This is a genomic window from Tabrizicola sp. (genome assembly GCF_051645465.1).
GTDB lineage: Bacteria > Pseudomonadota > Alphaproteobacteria > Rhodobacterales > Rhodobacteraceae > Tabrizicola.
Map to the genome: position 1 here is coordinate 20,993 of NZ_JBOFBI010000020.1, position 16,927 is coordinate 37,919.

The 16,927-nt window shown below is 65.1% G+C and carries 17 protein-coding genes; 3 read left to right on the top strand and 14 right to left on the bottom strand.

The annotated features are described in order from the left end of the window. The first annotated feature begins 10 nt into the window (after positions 1 to 10). Positions 11 to 157, top strand: coding sequence for a hypothetical protein (locus ACRCSW_RS01200; RefSeq protein ID WP_438702171.1), 147 nt, complete (start codon positions 11 to 13; stop codon positions 155 to 157). Here the strand turns inward: ACRCSW_RS01200 and deoC are convergent. The 10 genes from deoC to ACRCSW_RS01250 all read right to left on the bottom strand — a co-directional run bounded on the left by deoC (position 124) and on the right by ACRCSW_RS01250 (position 10,575). Next, positions 124 to 1,113 carry a deoxyribose-phosphate aldolase gene (gene deoC / locus ACRCSW_RS01205; RefSeq protein WP_438702172.1) on the bottom strand — a complete coding sequence of 330 codons (990 nt, stop codon included), beginning with the start codon at positions 1,111 to 1,113 and terminating at the stop codon, positions 124 to 126. The two genes, ACRCSW_RS01200 and deoC, sit on opposite strands and share 34 nt — an antisense overlap. A gap of 102 nt (positions 1,114 to 1,215) precedes the next feature. After that, the gene (locus tag ACRCSW_RS01210; protein WP_438702173.1) at positions 1,216 to 1,584 is read right to left on the bottom strand and encodes a cation:proton antiporter; all 369 of its coding nucleotides are present in this window, start codon (positions 1,582 to 1,584) and stop codon (positions 1,216 to 1,218) included. Continuing rightward, positions 1,581 to 1,850, bottom strand: a complete 270-nt coding sequence (locus ACRCSW_RS01215; protein ID WP_438702187.1) for a K+/H+ antiporter subunit F — start codon at positions 1,848 to 1,850, stop codon at positions 1,581 to 1,583. Before ACRCSW_RS01215 ends, ACRCSW_RS01210 begins: the two co-directional genes overlap by 4 nt. Continuing rightward, entirely contained in the window at positions 1,850 to 2,341 is a 492-nt protein-coding gene (locus tag ACRCSW_RS01220) for a Na+/H+ antiporter subunit E (protein WP_438702174.1), read from the bottom strand. Before ACRCSW_RS01220 ends, ACRCSW_RS01215 begins: the two co-directional genes overlap by 1 nt. A gap of 3 nt (positions 2,342 to 2,344) precedes the next feature. Further along, positions 2,345 to 3,847, bottom strand: a complete 1,503-nt coding sequence (locus tag ACRCSW_RS01225; RefSeq protein WP_438702175.1) for a monovalent cation/H+ antiporter subunit D — start codon at positions 3,845 to 3,847, stop codon at positions 2,345 to 2,347. Beyond that, positions 3,844 to 4,185 (bottom strand): Na+/H+ antiporter subunit C, encoded by a 342-nt coding sequence (locus tag ACRCSW_RS01230; RefSeq protein ID WP_438702176.1) that lies wholly within the window; start codon positions 4,183 to 4,185, stop codon positions 3,844 to 3,846. Before ACRCSW_RS01230 ends, ACRCSW_RS01225 begins: the two co-directional genes overlap by 4 nt. After that, positions 4,185 to 7,016, bottom strand: coding sequence for a monovalent cation/H+ antiporter subunit A (locus tag ACRCSW_RS01235; protein WP_438702177.1), 2,832 nt, complete (start codon positions 7,014 to 7,016; stop codon positions 4,185 to 4,187). The genes ACRCSW_RS01230 and ACRCSW_RS01235 overlap by 1 nt, the downstream gene beginning before the upstream one ends. Before the next feature lie 582 nt (positions 7,017 to 7,598). Next, complete coding sequence (locus tag ACRCSW_RS01240) at positions 7,599 to 8,384, bottom strand: ATP-binding cassette domain-containing protein (protein ID WP_438702178.1); 786 nt, start codon at positions 8,382 to 8,384, stop codon at positions 7,599 to 7,601. Next, positions 8,381 to 9,463 (bottom strand): ABC transporter permease, encoded by a 1,083-nt coding sequence (locus tag ACRCSW_RS01245; RefSeq protein ID WP_438702179.1) that lies wholly within the window; start codon positions 9,461 to 9,463, stop codon positions 8,381 to 8,383. Before ACRCSW_RS01245 ends, ACRCSW_RS01240 begins: the two co-directional genes overlap by 4 nt. A 107-nt stretch (positions 9,464 to 9,570) precedes the next feature. Next, a complete protein-coding gene (locus ACRCSW_RS01250; protein WP_438702188.1) occupies positions 9,571 to 10,575 on the bottom strand; it encodes a substrate-binding domain-containing protein in 1,005 nt (334 codons plus the stop codon). 249 nt (positions 10,576 to 10,824) lie between these two features. Between ACRCSW_RS01250 and ACRCSW_RS01255 the strand changes: the two genes are divergently transcribed. Continuing rightward, positions 10,825 to 11,259, top strand: coding sequence for an RbsD/FucU family protein (locus tag ACRCSW_RS01255; RefSeq protein ID WP_438702180.1), 435 nt, complete (start codon positions 10,825 to 10,827; stop codon positions 11,257 to 11,259). Between the two features lie 16 nt (positions 11,260 to 11,275). Then, a complete protein-coding gene (locus ACRCSW_RS01260) occupies positions 11,276 to 12,493 on the top strand; it encodes an ROK family transcriptional regulator (protein ID WP_438702181.1) in 1,218 nt (405 codons plus the stop codon). Between the two features lie 301 nt (positions 12,494 to 12,794). Here ACRCSW_RS01260 and ACRCSW_RS01265 read toward each other — a convergent pair whose 3' ends face one another. The 4 genes from ACRCSW_RS01265 to ACRCSW_RS01280 form a co-directional block, all read right to left on the bottom strand. After that, on the bottom strand, positions 12,795 to 13,385 hold the full coding sequence (locus ACRCSW_RS01265) for a hypothetical protein (protein WP_438702182.1): 591 nt from the start codon (positions 13,383 to 13,385) through the stop codon (positions 12,795 to 12,797). Between the two features lie 144 nt (positions 13,386 to 13,529). After that, positions 13,530 to 15,152, bottom strand: a complete 1,623-nt coding sequence (locus ACRCSW_RS01270; protein ID WP_438702183.1) for a dihydroxyacetone kinase subunit DhaK — start codon at positions 15,150 to 15,152, stop codon at positions 13,530 to 13,532. A 40-nt stretch (positions 15,153 to 15,192) separates the two neighbouring features. Beyond that, positions 15,193 to 16,185: an ABC transporter ATP-binding protein gene (locus ACRCSW_RS01275; RefSeq protein ID WP_438702184.1), complete on the bottom strand. Its 993-nt coding sequence runs from the start codon at positions 16,183 to 16,185 to the stop codon at positions 15,193 to 15,195. Continuing rightward, the coding region (locus ACRCSW_RS01280; protein WP_438702185.1) for an ABC transporter ATP-binding protein at positions 16,178 to 16,927 on the bottom strand (750 nt) is incomplete at its 5' end. The genes ACRCSW_RS01275 and ACRCSW_RS01280, both read right to left, overlap by 8 nt.

Below are 16,927 nucleotides of genomic sequence, written 5' to 3' on the forward strand. Positions count from 1 at the left end.
GGGGTCCTCAATGACGCTGGGCGGAGGCTTTGGCGGCAGGCTCGTCGATGACTTCGTCACTCCTCGCGCGGTCACCGACGAGGAGACGAAGTCGAACGAGGAGGAGTTGGTCGGGCATCAGGCTTACCCCATCGCGTGGCGGTTGGCGGCGGAGTAGTGGCCGGTGAGGTAGTGTTCCAGCTGGCGCTCGATGTCGCCGACGAGGGAGGAGGCGCCGAAGCGGAAGAGGTCGGGCTGGAGCCAGGGGTGGCCGAGTTCGTCTTTCATCAGGGCGAGGTAGAGGAGGGCGTCCTTGGCCTTGGCGATGCCGCCTGCGGGTTTGTAGCCGACTTTGTGGCCGGTGCGGGTCTCGTAGTCGCGGATGGCTCGGACCATCGTTAGGGTGACGGGGAGGGTGGCGTTGACGGGCTCCTTGCCGGTGGAGGTCTTGATGAAGTCGGCGCCGGCCATCATGCAGATGAGGCTGGCGCGGGCGACGTTTCTGAGCGTTCCGAGTTCTCCGGTCGCGAGGATAGCTTTGACATGCGCCTCGCCGCAGGCTGCGCGCATCTCGGCCATTTCGTCGTAGAGGGCTTGCCAGTTCTGCGTGAGGACATGGCGGCGGGAGATGACGATGTCGATCTCTTTGGCGCCTGCCTTTACGCTCTCGCCGATCTCGGCGATGCGGAGCTTGTAGGGGGAGAGGCCCGCCGGGAAGCCGGTGGAGACGGCGGCGACGGGGATGCTGGTGCCTTCAAGGGCGCGGACGGCGGTTTCGACCATGTCGTGGTAGACGCAGACGGCGCCGACGGTCAGGCCGGGGAGGCCGAGTTTCTCCAGCATCGAGCGCGCGACGGGCTGGCGGGCCTTGGCGCAGAGGCGCTGGACGCGGCCTGCGGTGTCGTCGCCGGAGAGGGTGGTGAGGTCGATCAGCGAAATCGCCTTCAGAAGCCAGGCGGCCTGCCATTCCTTCTTGACCGAACGGCGACCGGGAAGGCTGGCGGCGCGGCGCTCGATCGCGGAGGTGTTGGCCTGGACGGCGGCGACCCAGTCGAGGTCGAGCGCCATGCCGGGGTTCCGGGCGTGGGTGACCTGGGGCAAAAGGCCCGATTGGGCCGGGGCGAGCGTGTTCATGGGGTTTCCCCGCGAAGGGTGCCGGATGCAGCGGACGATGCCACGCGGGGGGCGGGCGGGCAAGCGTTCCTGCGTGGAAAAGTTGACCGAGTGGTCAAGAAATCAGGGATCCGACCGCTCGTCCGCCAAGGTGGCCCAGGGTCGCCCGGTGCCGGGGTCGGGAAGGTTCGGGTCCGCCTCGCCGCGCAGGATCAGGGTCTTGGCCAGAAAGAGCGCGGAAACTGGTGCGGTGAGGAGGAGGAACAGCGTGATCAGCCCCTCCTGCCAGCTGATCTGGCCATTCGGAAGAAGGTCAAGCGCGGAGACCAGGAGCGCCGCCCCGACGCCAATGGTCGTGGCCTTGGTCGGGGCATGCAGCCGCTGCATCGGACGGGGCAGGCGCAGGAGGCCGTAGGAGCCTATCAGCGCGAAGGCTCCGCCGCCGACCAGCAGTGCCGAGAGGAAAAGCTCGAAGAGGAGGGAAAGGGTCATTCGATGATGCTCCCCCTCAGAAGGTATTTGCAGTAGGCGACGGTGCCGACAAAGCCCGTCAGGGCGAAGATCACCGCGATCTCAAGGTAAAGCCCCGTGCCGGCCCAGATGCCGTAAAGCACGATGAGCGCGATGGCGTTCACGGCCATCGTGTCGAGGGTGAGGATCCGGTCGGGCAGGGTGGGCGCGGTGAAGAGCCGGACCAGATTCAGGATCAGGGACAGGGCGATGCAGCCCAGGCAGAAGAAGAGCGCATAGGACAGGATCATTCGAAAATCCTTTTCAGTCGGGTCTCGTACCGCGATTTGATGTCGTCGCGAACGGCACCTGGGTCGGGGGCATGGAGCGAATGGACCAGAAGCGCGCGCCCGCAGGCTGACATATCGGCAGTCAGCGTGCCCGGCGTCATGGTGATCGTGCCCGCGAGCAGTGTGATCGCTTCGGGTGAAGTCAGCTCAAGCGGGATGGTGACCCAGTTCGACTGGATCTTGTCGCGGGGCATGAAGAGGACGATGCGGGCGACCTGGAAGTTGGCGACGATCACATCCCAGAGGACCAGCAACGAATAGGCTGCAAGGCCGAAGGGCCGGCGGACGGCGGGTCGGTCGGGCCACCAGCCCGAGGTGATGAGGGGGATCACGGTGGCCAGGAAGGTTGCCATCACCAGGCTGCCTAGCTTCCACTGGTTCACCAGAAGGAACCAGAGAATGATCAGGGTCAGTGTCAGGTAGGGGTGGGGGAAGAGGCGTCTGAGCATGGCTTACCCCTCCTGTCCCAGCCGGTTGGCGGCGATATAGTCCGAAGGGTCATGCAGTGTCTGGGCGGTGGCGGAGAGCCAATCGGTGACCGGCCCGGCGAAGATCGTCAGGGCGGCGAGTGCTGCCAGCAGGGCGAAGGTTGCGGCCAGGGCGAGGGGTTCTTTTGGTGGGGCATTGGCTTGGGCCTCAAGCGCGCTGGGTTTCCAGAAGAGCTGCGACCCGGCACGGGCGAAGCCGAGGATCATGAGGAAGGACGAGACCAGGACGGCAGGCCATACGGCCATGGCGTGATCGCGCCAGGTGTCGAGGACCAGAAGCTTGCCGATGAAGCCCGAGAGCGGTGGCATCCCGGCCATGGCAATCGCTCCAGCCAGGAAGAGGGTGCCGATCAGACCCGACTGCGCGATGGGGGCGGGTTCGGTCAGCCGGTCATGCGCGCGGCGGCGGGTGATCAGGTCGGCGACGAGGAACATGAGGGCCGTCGCGAGGGTGGAGTGGAGGATGTAGTAAAGCGCTGCGCTGGACGATGTCGGGGTGAAATGGGCGATCGCGATGAAGGAGGTGCCCATCGAGGCGATGCCGCCGAAGGCGACCTGACGCTGCATGGTCGTTGCGCCAAGGACGCCGATGGCTCCGACGCTGAGCGTCACCAGGCCCGCAGGCAGGAGGAGGGTCGAGAGGAGGAGGTTGGTCGCGGGCAGATCGGTCGGGAAGACGAGGGTGCCGAAGCGCAGCATCGTATAGGCGCCGATCTTGGTCATGATGGCGAACATGGCGGCGACCACTCCGGGGGCGTTGGCGTAGGTGCCGGGCAGCCAGAACTGCAGAGGCACAAGCGCGCCCTTGATCGCGAAGACCAGCATGAGCATCACCGCCGCCACGCGCAGAAGCGCCATGTCGCCTTCCGGCAGGGTCGGCAGCTTCTCGGCCAGGTCGGCCATGTTGAGCGTGCCGGTGACACCGTAAAGCAGCGCCAGCGCGAAGAGGAAGAGCGAGGAGCCGATGAGGTTGAAGGCGATGTACTGAAGGCCCGCGTGGGTTCTGGCGCTGCCGCCGCCGTGGATCATGAGGCCGTAAGAGGCGATGAGGAGGACCTCGAAGAAGACGAAGAGGTTGAAGGCGTCACCGGTCAGGAACGCGCCGCCAATCCCCATCAGCAGGAACTGGAGGAGCGGGTGGAAATGCGCGCCTTTCGCGTCCCAACCCGAGCCTATGGCGTAAAGGACGGCTACGAGTGCCAGGCCCGCGAGCAGTGCCACCATCAGCGCCGAGAGCCGGTCGAGCATCAGGACGATGCCGAAGGGCGCGGGCCAGTCGCCCACGAAATAGGCCTCGGGCCCGTGAACGGTGGCGGACCAGAGGAGTGCCAAGGCAATGGCGTTCAGCGCAAGGATGGAGGCGACCCCCACGATGCGCTGCAGGCGAAGGCTGCCGCGGAGCGCGATGACCATAAGCGCTGCCACGATGGCGGGCAAGACGACCGGGGCGATGATCCAGTGGCTCACTTCGGGGCCTCCGGATCGTCCTCGTCCAGATCGACACGGTCGTGCCCGGCCTCAAGATAGCCGCCGATCGCCATGATCATGATCACCGCGGTCATGCCGAACGAGATGACAATGGCGGTCAGGACAAGCGCCTGGGGCAGGGGGTCGGCATAGGGTTCGGGCCCGCCGATGATCGGGGCTGCGTTCATCGCAAGGCGGCCCGACACGAAGATGAAGAGGTTGACTGCGTAGCTGAGGAACGTGAGCCCGAGGATCACCGGAAAGGTCCTGAGGCGCAGCATCAGGTAGATGCCGACGGCGGCCAGAAGCCCGATGGCCGAGGCGATGAGCGCTTCCATCAGGGGCTCTCCTCGGTGTCGTATGCGCGGGTGTTGGCGCGCACTCCGGTGCCGAGGGCCAGCCGCGACAGCGAGGCAAGTGCCAGAAGCACGGCGCCAAGGACGCAGAGGAAGACACCAAGGTCGAAGATCGCGGCGGTGGCCAGCTCGAACTGCTCCAGAGGCGGCAGGTTGACGTATTCGAAGCCGGACGTGAGGAACGGCAGGCCCACGAACCATGCCCCCACTCCGGCGAGCGCGGCGATCAGGACGCCCCAGCCGATCAGCGCATGATGGTCAAAGCGCTGGCGGGCGTGGCTCCAGTCGTAGCCCGAGGCCATGTATTGCATGAGGTAGGCGATGGCGAAGACCAGGCCCGCAACGAAGCCGCCGCCCGGCATGTTGTGGCCGCGCAGGTAGATGTAGACCCCGACCATCATCGCCATGGGGAGGAGGAGGCGGGTTGCGACGACCAGCATCAAAGGGTGGCGGTCGCCCGATTCCTTCTGGAGGGTGTGGCGGGCCAAACGGGCTGTGACGGTGGGGCTGCGGAGCAAGGTTTCCGACAGGGCGAAGATTATGAGGGCTGCGATGCCTAGGACGATGATCTCGCCAAAGGTATCGTAGCCGCGGAAGTCGACGATGATGGTGTTGACAGAGTTCGTCCCGCCGGCCCCCGGTTTCGACTGGGCGAGGTGAAAGTGCGAGATCGGCTCGAACGCCGGGTGCCTGGTCATCATCGCGTAGGCGAGGCCGCCGATCCCGATCCCTGCGACGGCCGCGACCCCCGCATCGCGCAGACGGCGGGGCATACGGCTTTCGACGGGGGTTTCCTTCGGCAGGAAGTGGAGCGCCAGGAGCATCAGAAGGATGGTCACGACCTCGACCGAGACCTGGGTCAGGGCAAGGTCGGGGGCCGAGAAAAGCGCGAACAGGGGCGCGATGAGCAGACCCACGACGCCGGTCAGGATAAGCGCAACGACGCGGTCGCGGTGGAGGAAGGGCGTGGCGAGGGCGGCGAGGATCAGGACGGCCCAGATCGCAACGACGATCGGGTCAAGCGGCAGCATTGCCCGCGTGCCGGGGCCGTATGGCGCCGAGGTCAGGAAGGCAAAGGCCGAGGCCCCGGCGATGGCAAGAACGGCCAAGGTCACGGCGCGTCCGAAACCGCCGTTGTGGAGACCGGAGGTCACCGTCCGGCATGCGTCGGCAAGCGGTTCCACCACGGCATCGAAGATCCGCTTCGCGTCGGGCCGGGGGATGGCGTCCCACATGGCCCGCAGGCGGGGATAAAGACCAAGGAGCATCACGCCGCCGCCAATGGCCGCCAGCGACATCCAGAGCGCCGCCGCCTTGAGGCCATGCCAATGCACGATGTTTATGAAGATCCCGCGGCCGGTAGTAGCGCTGGCCGCGGGGTTCACGATCCAGGCGGTCGTGAGGTTCGGCATCAACCCGATCAGCACCACCAGCGCTGCAAGAAACGCAGGTGCCGCCCAAAGGCCGGGGCCGGGGTCGTGCGGTTTGTGCGGATAGTCCGTCCGCTCGGGCCCGAGGAAGCCCTGGACGAGGAAGCGGAAGGAATAGGCGACCGAAAAAAGCGCCCCGAGGGTCGCGAGGATGCCGACGAGCCAGGCATTCGGCCAGGCCACATGCGCGGATTCCTCCAGCATCATCTCTTTCGAGAGGAACCCGTTCAGCGGCGGAATCCCGGCCATGGACAGCGAGGCGATGGCGGCAATGGCGAAGGTCACCGGCATAAGGCGGCGCAATCCGCCGAGACGGCTGAGGTCGCGGGTATGCGCCTCGTGGTCGATGATCCCGGCGGTCATGAAGAGCGCTGCCTTGAACGTCGCGTGGCATATGATGTGGAAGATCGCGACAGTCGCCGCCTCATGCGTTCCAAAGCCCAGAAGCATGGTGATGAGGCCCAGATGGCTGACCGTCGAGAACGCGAGGAGTGCCTTCAGGTCATCCTTGAAAAGCGCGATCTTCGCGGCCAGCACCATGGTGACAAGGCCGGTGAAGGTGACGATCACGAACCACTCGAACGTGCCGGAGAGGACCGGCCACATCCGAGCCATGAGGAAGATCCCGGCCTTCACCATGGTCGCGGAATGCAGATAGGCGGAGACCGGCGTGGGGGCGGCCATGGCATGTGGAAGCCAGAAGTGGAACGGGAACTGCGCCGACTTGGTGAAGGCGCCGAGAAGGATCAGGATCAGGGCGGGAAGGTACCATTCCGAGGTCTGGATCGCGTCCTTGTTCTGAAGGATCACCGTCAGATCGAAGCTGCCCGCGATGTTTCCAAGGATCAGCATCCCCGCGATCATCGCAAGACCGCCTCCGCCGGTGACGGCCAGCGCCATGCGGGCACCCTGGCGCCCTTCGGGAAGGTGCTTCCAGTAGCCGATGAGCAGGAAGGAAGAGAGCGAGGTCAGCTCCCAGAAGATCAGGAGGAGAAGGATGTTGTCGGAAACCACGATCCCCAGCATCGCCCCCTGGAAGAGCAGGAGATAGGTGTAGAACTGCCCCATCGGGTCGGATTTCGCCAGGTAGTAGCGGGCGTAGAAGATGATCAGAAGCCCAATTCCAAGGATCAGCCCGGCGAAGAGGAGGCCAAGCCCGTCCAGGAAGAAGTTGACGTTCAGGCCAAGGGCGGGAAGCCATTCGATCCGGGTCTGGACGACCTCTCCGCGCAGAACGGCGGGGGCTTCGAGCGCCAGGAGGACGAGCGCGAGGAGCGTGACCGATCCTGTGGCGGCGGCGCAGGCGTTGCGTCCGGCCCGGATCATCAGACCGGGAAGAAGCGCGCCGAGGAAGGGCAGGGCCGCGATCAGGGCAAGGGACATTCAGGCGGCTTCCTCGTCGTGGCGGCTTTATGGTCGATCTCGGTCGCGTCGCGGCGGGTTTCGGGCGATTTTGGGTCTTTCGTCAAGGGTTTCAACCCCATTGCTGCCGGATGCCGCAACCTTTCTCGAAAAGGGTGCCGTCCTCGGGGGCATCGAGCCCCCTCGACCGGCGCTGCCGCCGCGTGGTTCTGCGGATCTGGCGCGGGTGGAGCGCGCGAAGCCTCCGGCGGGAGTATTTGGCAATGAGCAACTGCAAGAAGCGTGCGCCCCGTCCGACGAGACTTTTCGTCAGGGCTTGGTGTCCCACGCCGGACGGGGCGACTTGCTCCTTGCGGTCATCGGGACTCCTCCCTGTACCGCCGGACAAGGGTCGCGCTGGAAGATTGACACTGCCCTAACAGGTTTGCTCTTTTCCAAATACTCCCGCCGGAGGCCGCAACGGCAGGGGCAGGAGCCGCATTCCGGTGCCACACTGAACAGATCGCCCAAGCACCGCGGAGACAAGCGGGCGCAAGCCTGCGCAGGCGACCCCAAAGACTTGCGGCGGCACGCGGCACAATCTGATAGGCGCTGGCCCGGGGATCAGACGACTTCTGTCACGCCTTCGGGCAGCTTCGCACCGGTCATGAAGGCCACGGCGTCCGACATCGTGTAATCCTTGGGCCTGATCACGCAGAGCCTGCGGCCCAGACGGTGGATATGGATGCGGTCAGCGACTTCGAAGACATGCGGCATGTTGTGGCTGATCAGGATGATCGGGATGCCCCTTGCCCGGACGTCGCGGATGAGCTCCAGCACCCGGCGGCTTTCCTTGACGCCAAGTGCTGCCGTCGGCTCGTCCAGGATCACGACCTTCGAGCCGAAAGCCGCCGCGCGGGCCACCGCCACACCCTGCCGCTGGCCGCCCGAAAGCGTCTCGACCGGCTGGGTGATGTCCTGGATCGTCATCAGGCCAAGCTCGCTAAGCTTGTCGCGGGCGAATCTCTCCATCCGCGACCGGTCCATCTTGCGGAAGACCGAACCCATGATGCCGGGCTTCAGCCATTCCCGGCCGAGGAACATGTTGTCGGCGATGGAGAGCGCCGGAGACATGGCGAGGTTCTGGTAGACCGTCTCGATCCCCAGGCGCCGGGCATCGTCGGGGCTGCGGAAATGCACCGGCTCGCCGTCGAGGAGAATCTCGCCATGATCGGGGATGACCGCGCCTGAGAGGGCCTTGATCATCGTCGACTTGCCGGCCCCGTTGTCGCCGATCACGCCGAGGATTTCGCCCGGCATCAGCTCGAAGTCGCAGCCGTTCATGGCGACGACTGTGCCGTAGCGCTTCATTAGTCCATGCGCGCTGAGGATCGGTTGTACGCCCGTCATTGCGAAGCCCTCCGCAGCCATTGATCCAGCGACACGGCGATGATCACCAGGCATCCGGCCGCGAATTTCTGCCAGTAGTCGTCAACCCCGGCCAGCGACAGCCCGGTGATGAAGACGCCGACGATCATGGCCCCCAGGACCGACCCGATGATCGAGCCGCGCCCGCCGAAAAGCGATGTACCGCCGATCACCACCGCGGTGATCGACGCGAGGTTGATGTCCGAAAAGGCGATGGGCGAGATCGAGCCGACGCGGCCCACCGCCACCCAGGCCGCAAAGCCGCATATGAGGCCCGCGACGGTGTAGACCGACACCAGCGTGCGGTCGACCTTGATCCCGGACAGCATGGCCGCATCCGGGTCATCGCCGATCGCGTGCACATGGCGGCCCCAGGCGGTATGGTTCAGCACGTACCATAGCGCAGCAGCCAGAATGATCAGGGTGATACCGCCATAACTGATGTTCGCCCCGCCGCCGAAATTGATCGTCGTCCCGAAGAACAAGAGATCGGGGGCCTTTGCTTCGATATCGACGTTGCGGATCGATTCCGACTGGGAATACCAGAGCTTGATCGATTCAAAAATCGACAGGGTGCCCAGCGTCACAATGAAGGGCGGCAGGCGCATCTTGGTGACGAGAAGGCCGTTGATCAGCCCCATGAGGCCCCCGGCGGCAATGCCGATCAGGATCGAGAAGACCACCGGCACGCCCGCAAAGACCGCAAGATTGCCCATTATCAGCGAACTGAGCACCAGGATCGCGCCGACCGAAAGGTCGATGCCCGCAGTCAGGATGATCAGGGTCTGAGCCAGGGCAACGAAGCCCGTCACAGTGACCTGCTTCAGGATGGTGGAGAGCGCCCCCAGCCCGAGAAAGCGCGGGGCGACCAGGCTGAAGGCCGCGATCGACAACAGGAGCACCAGCGCCGGGATCATGGTCGGGTTGCGGCGCAGGAAGTTACGGAGCTTGAAGATGAAGGTCTTGTCGTCCCGCTCGAAGCTTGCAACCGCGGTATCCGCCTTGGCCAGGCTCGCTTCGTAGTCCGAGATCGTCTTGGTCGGTGCGTCCTCGCCGCTCATCTGCCGTCTTCCCCTTCGATGACGCCGATGCCCGTCCCGGCATCGTCTAAGCAGAAGGGCGACTGTAAAGCCGCCCTTCCACTAATCAAGTCACTCGTTAACTGAACTTAGCCCCAGCAGAGCTCGGTGCCTTTGGTGGTGTCGATCGACGGCACGCCCTCGACCGGCTTGTCGGTCACCAGGTTCACCCCGGTGTTGTAGAACGACAGTCCTTCGGTCACCGTCGGCTTGGTGCCGTCCTTGGCGAAGGCGACGATCGCCTCGATGCCTTTGGACGCCATCAGCAGCGGATACTGTTGCGAGGTCGCGCCGATCACGCCAGACTTGACCGAAGCGACGCCCGGGCAACCGCCGTCGACCGAAACAATGATCGCCTGACCTTCTTTGCCTGCGTTCTTCAGGGCCTGGTAGGCGCCTTCGGCAGCGGGTTCGTTGATCGTATAGACGACGTTGATGTCCGGGTCCTTGGCGAGCAGCGTTTCCATCGCGCGCAGGCCGCCTTCCGGGTTTGCGTCCGAGGTTTCGTGGCCGATGACGCGCGGATCGTCCTCGCTGTCCATCACTGTCAGATCGGGCACGGTGATGCCGAAGCCGGTCAGGAAGCCGGTGTTGCGCTGCACGTCGACCGAGATGTTGTCCTTGTTGATGTTCAGCATCGCGATCTTGGCAGTCGCGGCACCTTCGCCCATCGTCGCGGCAGCCCACTTCCCGATCAGAACGCCGGCTTCAAAGTTGTCGGTCGCGAAGGTGATGTCCTGGGCTTCGGCGTCGGCGAGCGGGGTGTCGAGCGCGATGACCAGGATGCCGGCGGCGCGGGCGTCTTTCAGCGCCGGGCCGACCGAGTCGTTCGACGGCGTGATCAGGATGCCCTTGGCACCGGCGGCCACGCAGTTTTCGATCGCGGTGATCTGCGGGGCAGCGTCGCCGTCCTTTTCACCGGCATAGGCCTGGAAGTCGAGACCGGCAGCGGTCGCGGCGGCTTCGGCGCCCTCTTTCATCTTCACGAAGAAGGGGTTGGTGTTGTTCTTGGTGATCAGGCAGGCAAGATCGGCAGCCGAGGCCATGCCCGACATCAGGGCAAGAGCGCCCGCGCCCAGAAGGGCCTTCGTCATGAGTTTCATTGGTCTTCCTCCCAAGATGAGGGCGCTTTGCCCCCGGTTCATAAATCTGGGCGCCAAGCAGTTCGCCCTTGCGCCACGCCTGAGAAAAGCTGATTCCCGGCAGTGCGTCAAGATAATTAAATCAGAGTGATTTATTATTGACAGGGGTGGATTCCGCTTGCAGTCTGCCGGGTGTCGGTGCGGGGAGAAGGTCTTGATCGTACCGGTTTCAGACGCGGCAGGCAGGTCGGGAGGAGCGCCATGCTGATCGACATTCCCCCCCTCCTGGGGCCGGAGTTTCTGGCGATTCTCCGGGGCATGGGGCATGGCGACGAAATCGCCATCGTCGACGGGAACTATCCCGCAGCCGAGCACGCGCGCCGACTTGTGCGGGCGGATGGGCATGGGCTTCTGGCCGTTGTTGAGGCGGTTCTGACGGTGATGCCGCTGGACAAGGCCGTGCCGCAGGCTTTGTTCCGGGCGAGCCAGAACAATGATCCGGCGCAGAAGGGGGACATCCATCGTGCGATCGATGCGCTCTTTGCGCGGAAAGCTCCCGGGCTGAGCAGCGTCGCACTGTCGGGCGATGCGCTCTATCCCCGTATCCGCGCTGCCCACGCCATCGTCGCCACCAGCGAGACGGCGCTGTTCGCCAATGTCATCCTCCGCAAAGGGGTGATTGGCGCCTCGGGCTGACGGGGGGAATGCGTCGATGCAGGATGTTTCTCTCGACCGCAGTTCACCGGAGACCCCGGCGTTAAGGGGCACGAACCAGTCGGGCATGCGCGACCATAACGAGCGGCTGGTCCTGAGCCTGGTCCGCCGCCACGCCGCGCTGGCCAAGTCCGATATCGCGCGGATGACGGGGCTTTCGGCTCAGACGGTCAGCGTCATTGTGCGGCAGCTGGAGCAGGACGGGCTCTTGATGCGCGGCGAGCCGGTGCGGGGGCGCGTGGGTCAACCATCGGTCCCGATGTCGCTGGCTGCGGACGGCGCGTTCTTCTTCGGGCTCAAGATCGGGCGGCGGTCGGCGGATCTGATCCTGATCGACTTTCTGGGGCGGGTGCGTGGATCGCGGCGACAGGTCTATCGCTATCCGACGCCGGATGCGGTGGTGGCCTTCGTCGCCGAGGCCCTGCCGGACCTGACATCCGGTCTTGCGCCCGCGTTGCGCGGCAGGGTCAGCGGCATGGGGGTCGCGATGCCGTTCCAGCTTTGGAACTGGGTGCAGTACATCGGCGCGCCGCAGTCTGAGATGGACGCCTGGCGGGACCGCGACATCCAGGGGGAACTGGCGGCGCTGGCAAACATGCCGGTCTATGTCCAGAACGACGCGACGGCGGCCTGTGGGGCCGAGCTCGTCTTTGGGACGGGTGATCGGCCGAAGGATTTCCTCTACTTCTACTTCGGTTATTTCATCGGTGGGGGCCTCGTGCTGGACGGCCAGCTCTTCACCGGCCGGACAGGGAATGCGGCGGGGGTCGGGCCGATGCCGGTGCCGGGCCAGGATGGGCGGATGCGCCGCCTGTTGTCGGTCGCCTCGCTGTCGACCCTGGGCGACGCGATGGAGGCGGCGGGACAGGACTCGGGCGCCCTGTGGGAACGCCCGGACGGCTGGGTGGTGGACCAAGGGACGCTTGCGGCCTGGGTTGAGCGTGCGGCCGAAGGTCTTGCCAGCGCCATCCTGAGCGCGTCGACCCTTCTGGAGCTGGAATGCGTGTTGATCGACGGCTGGATGCCGGACGAGATCCGCGCCGAGGTGACGAATGCAACCCGCGCCGCACTCCGCCAGCTGGATCTTTCGGGGATCACCGAGCCGCAGATCCGCGAAGGGACCGTCGGTGCGGGGGCAAGGGCGCTGGGTGCGGCGGCGGTTCCCCTGTCGCAGCGCTATATGATCGACCGGAACGCGGCGGGGCGGGAGGGGTAGGCGGAAGGGATGGGCACGGTGCGCAGACTTTCCGGGCGTTCTGAATCAAGGGGTTGCATGGGGGTCGTTAGGGGGTTGTTAGGGTTTTGGGCGTTGTGCCCCCTCACCCCGGCCCTCTCCCCCGGGGGGAGAGGGGGCGCCCTTGGCCGGCGTGGGCGCGGGGGCCGCAAGGGTGCGCTTCTGGCTGGCCCCGGAGGGTTTCACACCCTCCGGACCTCCCGTGGGATATTTGGGGACAAAGAATGGGGAGAGAGTTTGATGGGTTCTAGCGGCAAAGCCCCAAATATCCGATCGGCGAGAGCTAAATTCGGATAGCCTTTGCGTCTTTGCCATCAACGCTGACTCTAAACAGCTGACCATCAGCTTCGATTTCAAAGATGTGCCGCACATGACCAAGGTTCAGGGTTGGGGCGTTCTCTGAGATTTCTGTACTTCGATCATATCTTGCTGGATCTTCCGGATCACCAATGTGAGCAGGTCGATAGCTCACTAAACGAATCGACTTTGGCATTCCCTCCATCTCTGAAAACACCGCTTCGACGGCAATAACTGCTGCACCGTGGCGGGCAAGCAGCACAGGCTTACCAAAGAATGACCTGATCTTTCGCCCGATATCGGCCCACGCCGCAAGGTTATCGTTTATCGGCTTGCCCAGAAAGAATGCAGCTATGAGCAAACTCCATATTGGAACGGCCGTTGTGGCAATGATTGTTAGAAAGGCGGGAATATCAGCACCTGGGCCAACATTCGCTTCGGTAAAGGGAACCTCAAACTCTTTCTCTAGAGCCGCATGATAGCGTTTGCTATCTTCGTCCCAGGTTTCTTCGTCCCCGCCGTAGGTTTCATCAACTACAAGAATGAAGATTTGCCCGAGTGCTTCGGTTGGCTGCATTGGAGGTGACCTTTATCAAGAGCATTCCAGCTTGCAACGAGACACCGCTGAAGTCTGGCAAGTTTGCCTACCTCATGTCGATTTGCAACGAAGAACACGCAGGGGATCCGTCCTCGACGGTGCGGTTTGAACGATTGGTTGTTGTTACCCCCGCGTCAAATCCTCGAACAACCTCGCCACGCCCTCCGCGCCGGGATCGTTGTGGCCCTTGAGCTTGTCGGCGGCCAGGTAGCTCGCGCGGCCTGCTTTGGCGCGGGTCATGTCGGCGGTGGCGTTGGCGCCGGTGCGGGCGGCTTGGGCGGCGGCGGGTACTCCCTGCGGGAGGGCGGCGAGGGCGGGGCTTAGGGCGTCGATCATGGTCCGGTGGCCGGGGGCGGCTCCGCCTACCTGCATCACGCGGTCTAGGCCTGCTGAGAGGGCGCCGATCCAGGATTTGCCGGAGGCGCTCGCGTCGCCTGCGGCGGCGAAGAAGATGGCGAGGAGGACTCCACTGGAGCCGCCCATGGTCTGGCTGAGTTCCATGCCCACGGCGCGGTAGAGTTGGGTGGGGTCGGCGAGGGGGAGGCGGTCTAGGGCCGAATGCAGCGCGCGGGCGGCTCCGGCGAGGGTGGAGCCGGTGTCGCCGTCGCCTGACTTGGCGTCGAGGAGGTTCAGGTCGGCCTCGCAGGCGATGAGGGCCTTGCAGCAACGCTCGATCAGGGCGCGGCGGGCGGGGTGGGCGGAGGGGACGGGCTGGATGGGTGCCAGGCCGTCGGGGAGGGGTTTGACGGTGACTGTTCCCAAGGGGGTGAGGCCGGGCCAGGCGTGGGGGGCGACGGGGGCGGCGAGGGCGGTGACCTGCGCCTGGTCGACGGGGAGGAGCGAGACGGAGAAGCCGTGCATGTCGAGCGAGGTCATCAGGGGGGCGGGGCCGATGATCCATTTGGTTTTGGGCCCAAGGGGGGAGCGGGCGAGTTCTTCGGTGAGGATCGACATCTCAAGCGGTGTGGTGCCGCCGAGGTTGTTTAGGAGGGCGACGTGGTCTCCCGGCCCCATGTGGGGGAGGAGTTTTTCGGCGACCATCTGCATGGCGCTGCGGGCGCCGGAGAAGCCGACCTGCTCGATCCCGGCCTCGCCGTGGATGCCGAGGCCAAGCTCGGCCTTGCCGGTGGCGATGCGGTCTTCCTTTGGGCTGCCGGGGACGGTGCAGGTGTCGAGCGACATGCCGATGGAGATGGCGCCTTTGATGGTGGCCTGGGCCGCGGCGGTGATGGTGTCGAGGTCTTGGCCTGCTTCGGCCATGGCGCCGGCGATCTTGTGGACGAAGAGGGTTCCGGCGACGCCTCTCGCCTGGGGGAGGTCGGGGAGGGCGACGTCGTCGTCGACGATGACCATCGAGACTTTGAGGCCGAAGGCCCGGGCACGCTCGGCGGCGAGGCCGAAGTTGAGGCGGTCGCCGGTGTAGTTCTTGACGATGAGGAGGCACCCGGCTTTGCCGGTTACGGCCAGTATTCCCGCCAGCACGGCATCGACGGAGGGGCTGGCGAAGACGTCGCCGCAGACGGCGGCGGTCAGCATGCCCTGGCCGACGAAACCGGCGTGGGCGGGTTCGTGCCCCGAGCCGCCGCCTGAGACGAGGGCGACCTTCGAGCGATCCCAGTCAGTGCGGGTGACGACCTTGATATGGGGGTAGCCGTCTAGTCTCGCCAGCTTGCCGCCGGAGGTTCTGAGGAGGCCGTCAATTGCTTCGGTCACCAGGCTGTCGCGGGAATTCATGAACTGTTTCATGGAAGCGGCCTTTCGGATGCGGTTGCCTGGATGCGATTGCCTAGATGCGATTGCCTTGGGCGTCGAACCAGAGCGGGTTTTCGGGGCGGATCTTCAGCGTCTCGCCGGGGGTCAGGGTGCTGTGCGGGTCGGTGAGGGTGATGAGCGAGTGGGGGCCGAGCGTGAGGTGGAGGCGGGTCTGGTCGCCCAGATGCTCGATGCGGTGGATGGTGGCTTCCTGCCCCTCGCCCGTGCGGATGTGTTCGGGGCGGAGGCCGATCTGTGCGGCGTTCGGGGGCGGCGGGCCGAAGGCGTCGGCGGGGAGGAGGTTGATGTGCGGCTGGCCTAGCCGGGAGGCGACGTAGGTGGAGACCGGGTTTTCGTAGATCTCGCGGGGGGTGCCGAACTGGACGAGGCGGCCGTGGTCGAGGACGCCGACATGGGTGGCCATGGTCATGGCTTCGATCTGGTCGTGGGTCACGTAGAGGAAGGTGGCTTTCAGCTCGGAGTGGATGCGTTTGAGCTCGATCCTTAGGTCGGCGCGGAGTTTGGCGTCGAGGCTGCTGAGCGGTTCGTCCATGAGGTAGATGCGGGGGTTCCGAACGAGGGCACGGCCGATGGAGACGCGCTGCATCTCGCCGCCGGAAAGCGCGGTGGCCTTGTTGCCGAGCTTGTGGGGGATGCGGAGGACTTCGGCGACTTCCTGGACACGTTTGGTGATCTCGGGTTCGGGCATCGCGATCATGGGCGAGCGGAGGGGGAAGGCGAGGTTCTCGCGGACGGTGAGGTGGGGGTAGAGCGAGTATTGCTGGAAGACCATGGCGATGTCGCGCATGGCGGGGGTGTCGTGGAGGACTGAGCGGCCACCGATGCGGATGTCGCCCTTGTCGGGGCGGTCGAGGCCGGCGATGAGGCGGAGGGTGGTGGTCTTTCCGGCCCCGGTCGGGCCGAGGAGCACGACGAAGGCGCCGTCGGGGATGGTCATTGTGACGTCGCTTAACGCTTTGGCGGTGCCGTAGGATTTGGTGAGGCCGGAGAGGATGACTTCAGCCATGATGGACCCCGGCATTGGCGGCGGTGCGGAAGGCGCGGCCGGTGGTGGCGTCGAAAAGCGAGAGCGTGCGGGGGTTGAAGGTCAGGCCGACGGTTTCACCCGGTTTGGCGACCTGGCCTGCCGGTGCGCGGGCCTTGACCTGGCCATGGGCGGTGGCGAGCGTGACGATCTGGGTGGTGCCGAGGTATTCGGCAGCCAGGACCTCGCCCCGGTAGGCACCAGTGTCGGTGAGGGCAACATGTTCGGGGCGGACGCCGAGGACGAGCTTGCCCCAGGCCGCCTCGTGCAGTTCCGGGAGCGCGATTGGCGTGTCGCCGAGGTCGACGGTGGTGGCGCCTACATCGGCCTTGCCTTCGAAGTGCAGGAAGTTCATCGCGGGGCTGCCGATGAAGTCTGCCACGAAAAGCGTGGCGGGGTGGTCGTAGATGTCCTGGGGCGTGCCGAACTGTTCGACGACGCCGTGGTTCATGACGACGATCTTGTCGCCCATCTGCATGGCTTCAAGCTGGTCGTGGGTGACGTAGACGGTCGTGGCTTTCATCCGGTCGTGGAGCGCACGGAGTTCCTCGGCCATGACTTCGCGGAACTCGGCGTCGCGCGCGCCGAGGGGTTCGGCCATCATGAAGGCCTTGGGTTGCCGGACGATGGCGCGGCCAAGGGCGACGCGCTGGCGGTCACCGCCTGAAAGGCCACCAACAGGACGGTCAAGCATGTGGTCGATCCGCAGGATCCTTGCGACCTC

What these genes read in the sequence shown, in the direction of transcription:
- ACRCSW_RS01200 (WP_438702171.1), top strand. Translation starts at nt 11, where the DNA reads ATGACGCTGGGCGGAGGCTTTGGCGGCAGGCTCGTCGATGACTTCGTC.
- deoC (WP_438702172.1), bottom strand. Translation starts at nt 1,113, where the DNA reads ATGAACACGCTCGCCCCGGCCCAATCGGGCCTTTTGCCCCAGGTCACC.
- ACRCSW_RS01210 (WP_438702173.1), bottom strand. Translation starts at nt 1,584, where the DNA reads ATGACCCTTTCCCTCCTCTTCGAGCTTTTCCTCTCGGCACTGCTGGTC.
- ACRCSW_RS01220 (WP_438702174.1), bottom strand. Translation starts at nt 2,341, where the DNA reads ATGCTCAGACGCCTCTTCCCCCACCCCTACCTGACACTGACCCTGATC.
- ACRCSW_RS01230 (WP_438702176.1), bottom strand. Translation starts at nt 4,185, where the DNA reads ATGGAAGCGCTCATCGCCTCGGCCATCGGGCTTCTGGCCGCCGTCGGC.
- ACRCSW_RS01235 (WP_438702177.1), bottom strand. Translation starts at nt 7,016, where the DNA reads ATGTCCCTTGCCCTGATCGCGGCCCTGCCCTTCCTCGGCGCGCTTCTT.
- ACRCSW_RS01240 (WP_438702178.1), bottom strand. Translation starts at nt 8,384, where the DNA reads ATGACGGGCGTACAACCGATCCTCAGCGCGCATGGACTAATGAAGCGC.
- ACRCSW_RS01245 (WP_438702179.1), bottom strand. Translation starts at nt 9,463, where the DNA reads ATGAGCGGCGAGGACGCACCGACCAAGACGATCTCGGACTACGAAGCG.
- ACRCSW_RS01250 (WP_438702188.1), bottom strand. Translation starts at nt 10,575, where the DNA reads ATGACGAAGGCCCTTCTGGGCGCGGGCGCTCTTGCCCTGATGTCGGGC.
- ACRCSW_RS01255 (WP_438702180.1), top strand. Translation starts at nt 10,825, where the DNA reads ATGCTGATCGACATTCCCCCCCTCCTGGGGCCGGAGTTTCTGGCGATT.
- ACRCSW_RS01260 (WP_438702181.1), top strand. Translation starts at nt 11,276, where the DNA reads ATGCAGGATGTTTCTCTCGACCGCAGTTCACCGGAGACCCCGGCGTTA.
- ACRCSW_RS01265 (WP_438702182.1), bottom strand. Translation starts at nt 13,385, where the DNA reads ATGCAGCCAACCGAAGCACTCGGGCAAATCTTCATTCTTGTAGTTGAT.
- ACRCSW_RS01270 (WP_438702183.1), bottom strand. Translation starts at nt 15,152, where the DNA reads ATGAAACAGTTCATGAATTCCCGCGACAGCCTGGTGACCGAAGCAATT.
- ACRCSW_RS01275 (WP_438702184.1), bottom strand. Translation starts at nt 16,185, where the DNA reads ATGGCTGAAGTCATCCTCTCCGGCCTCACCAAATCCTACGGCACCGCC.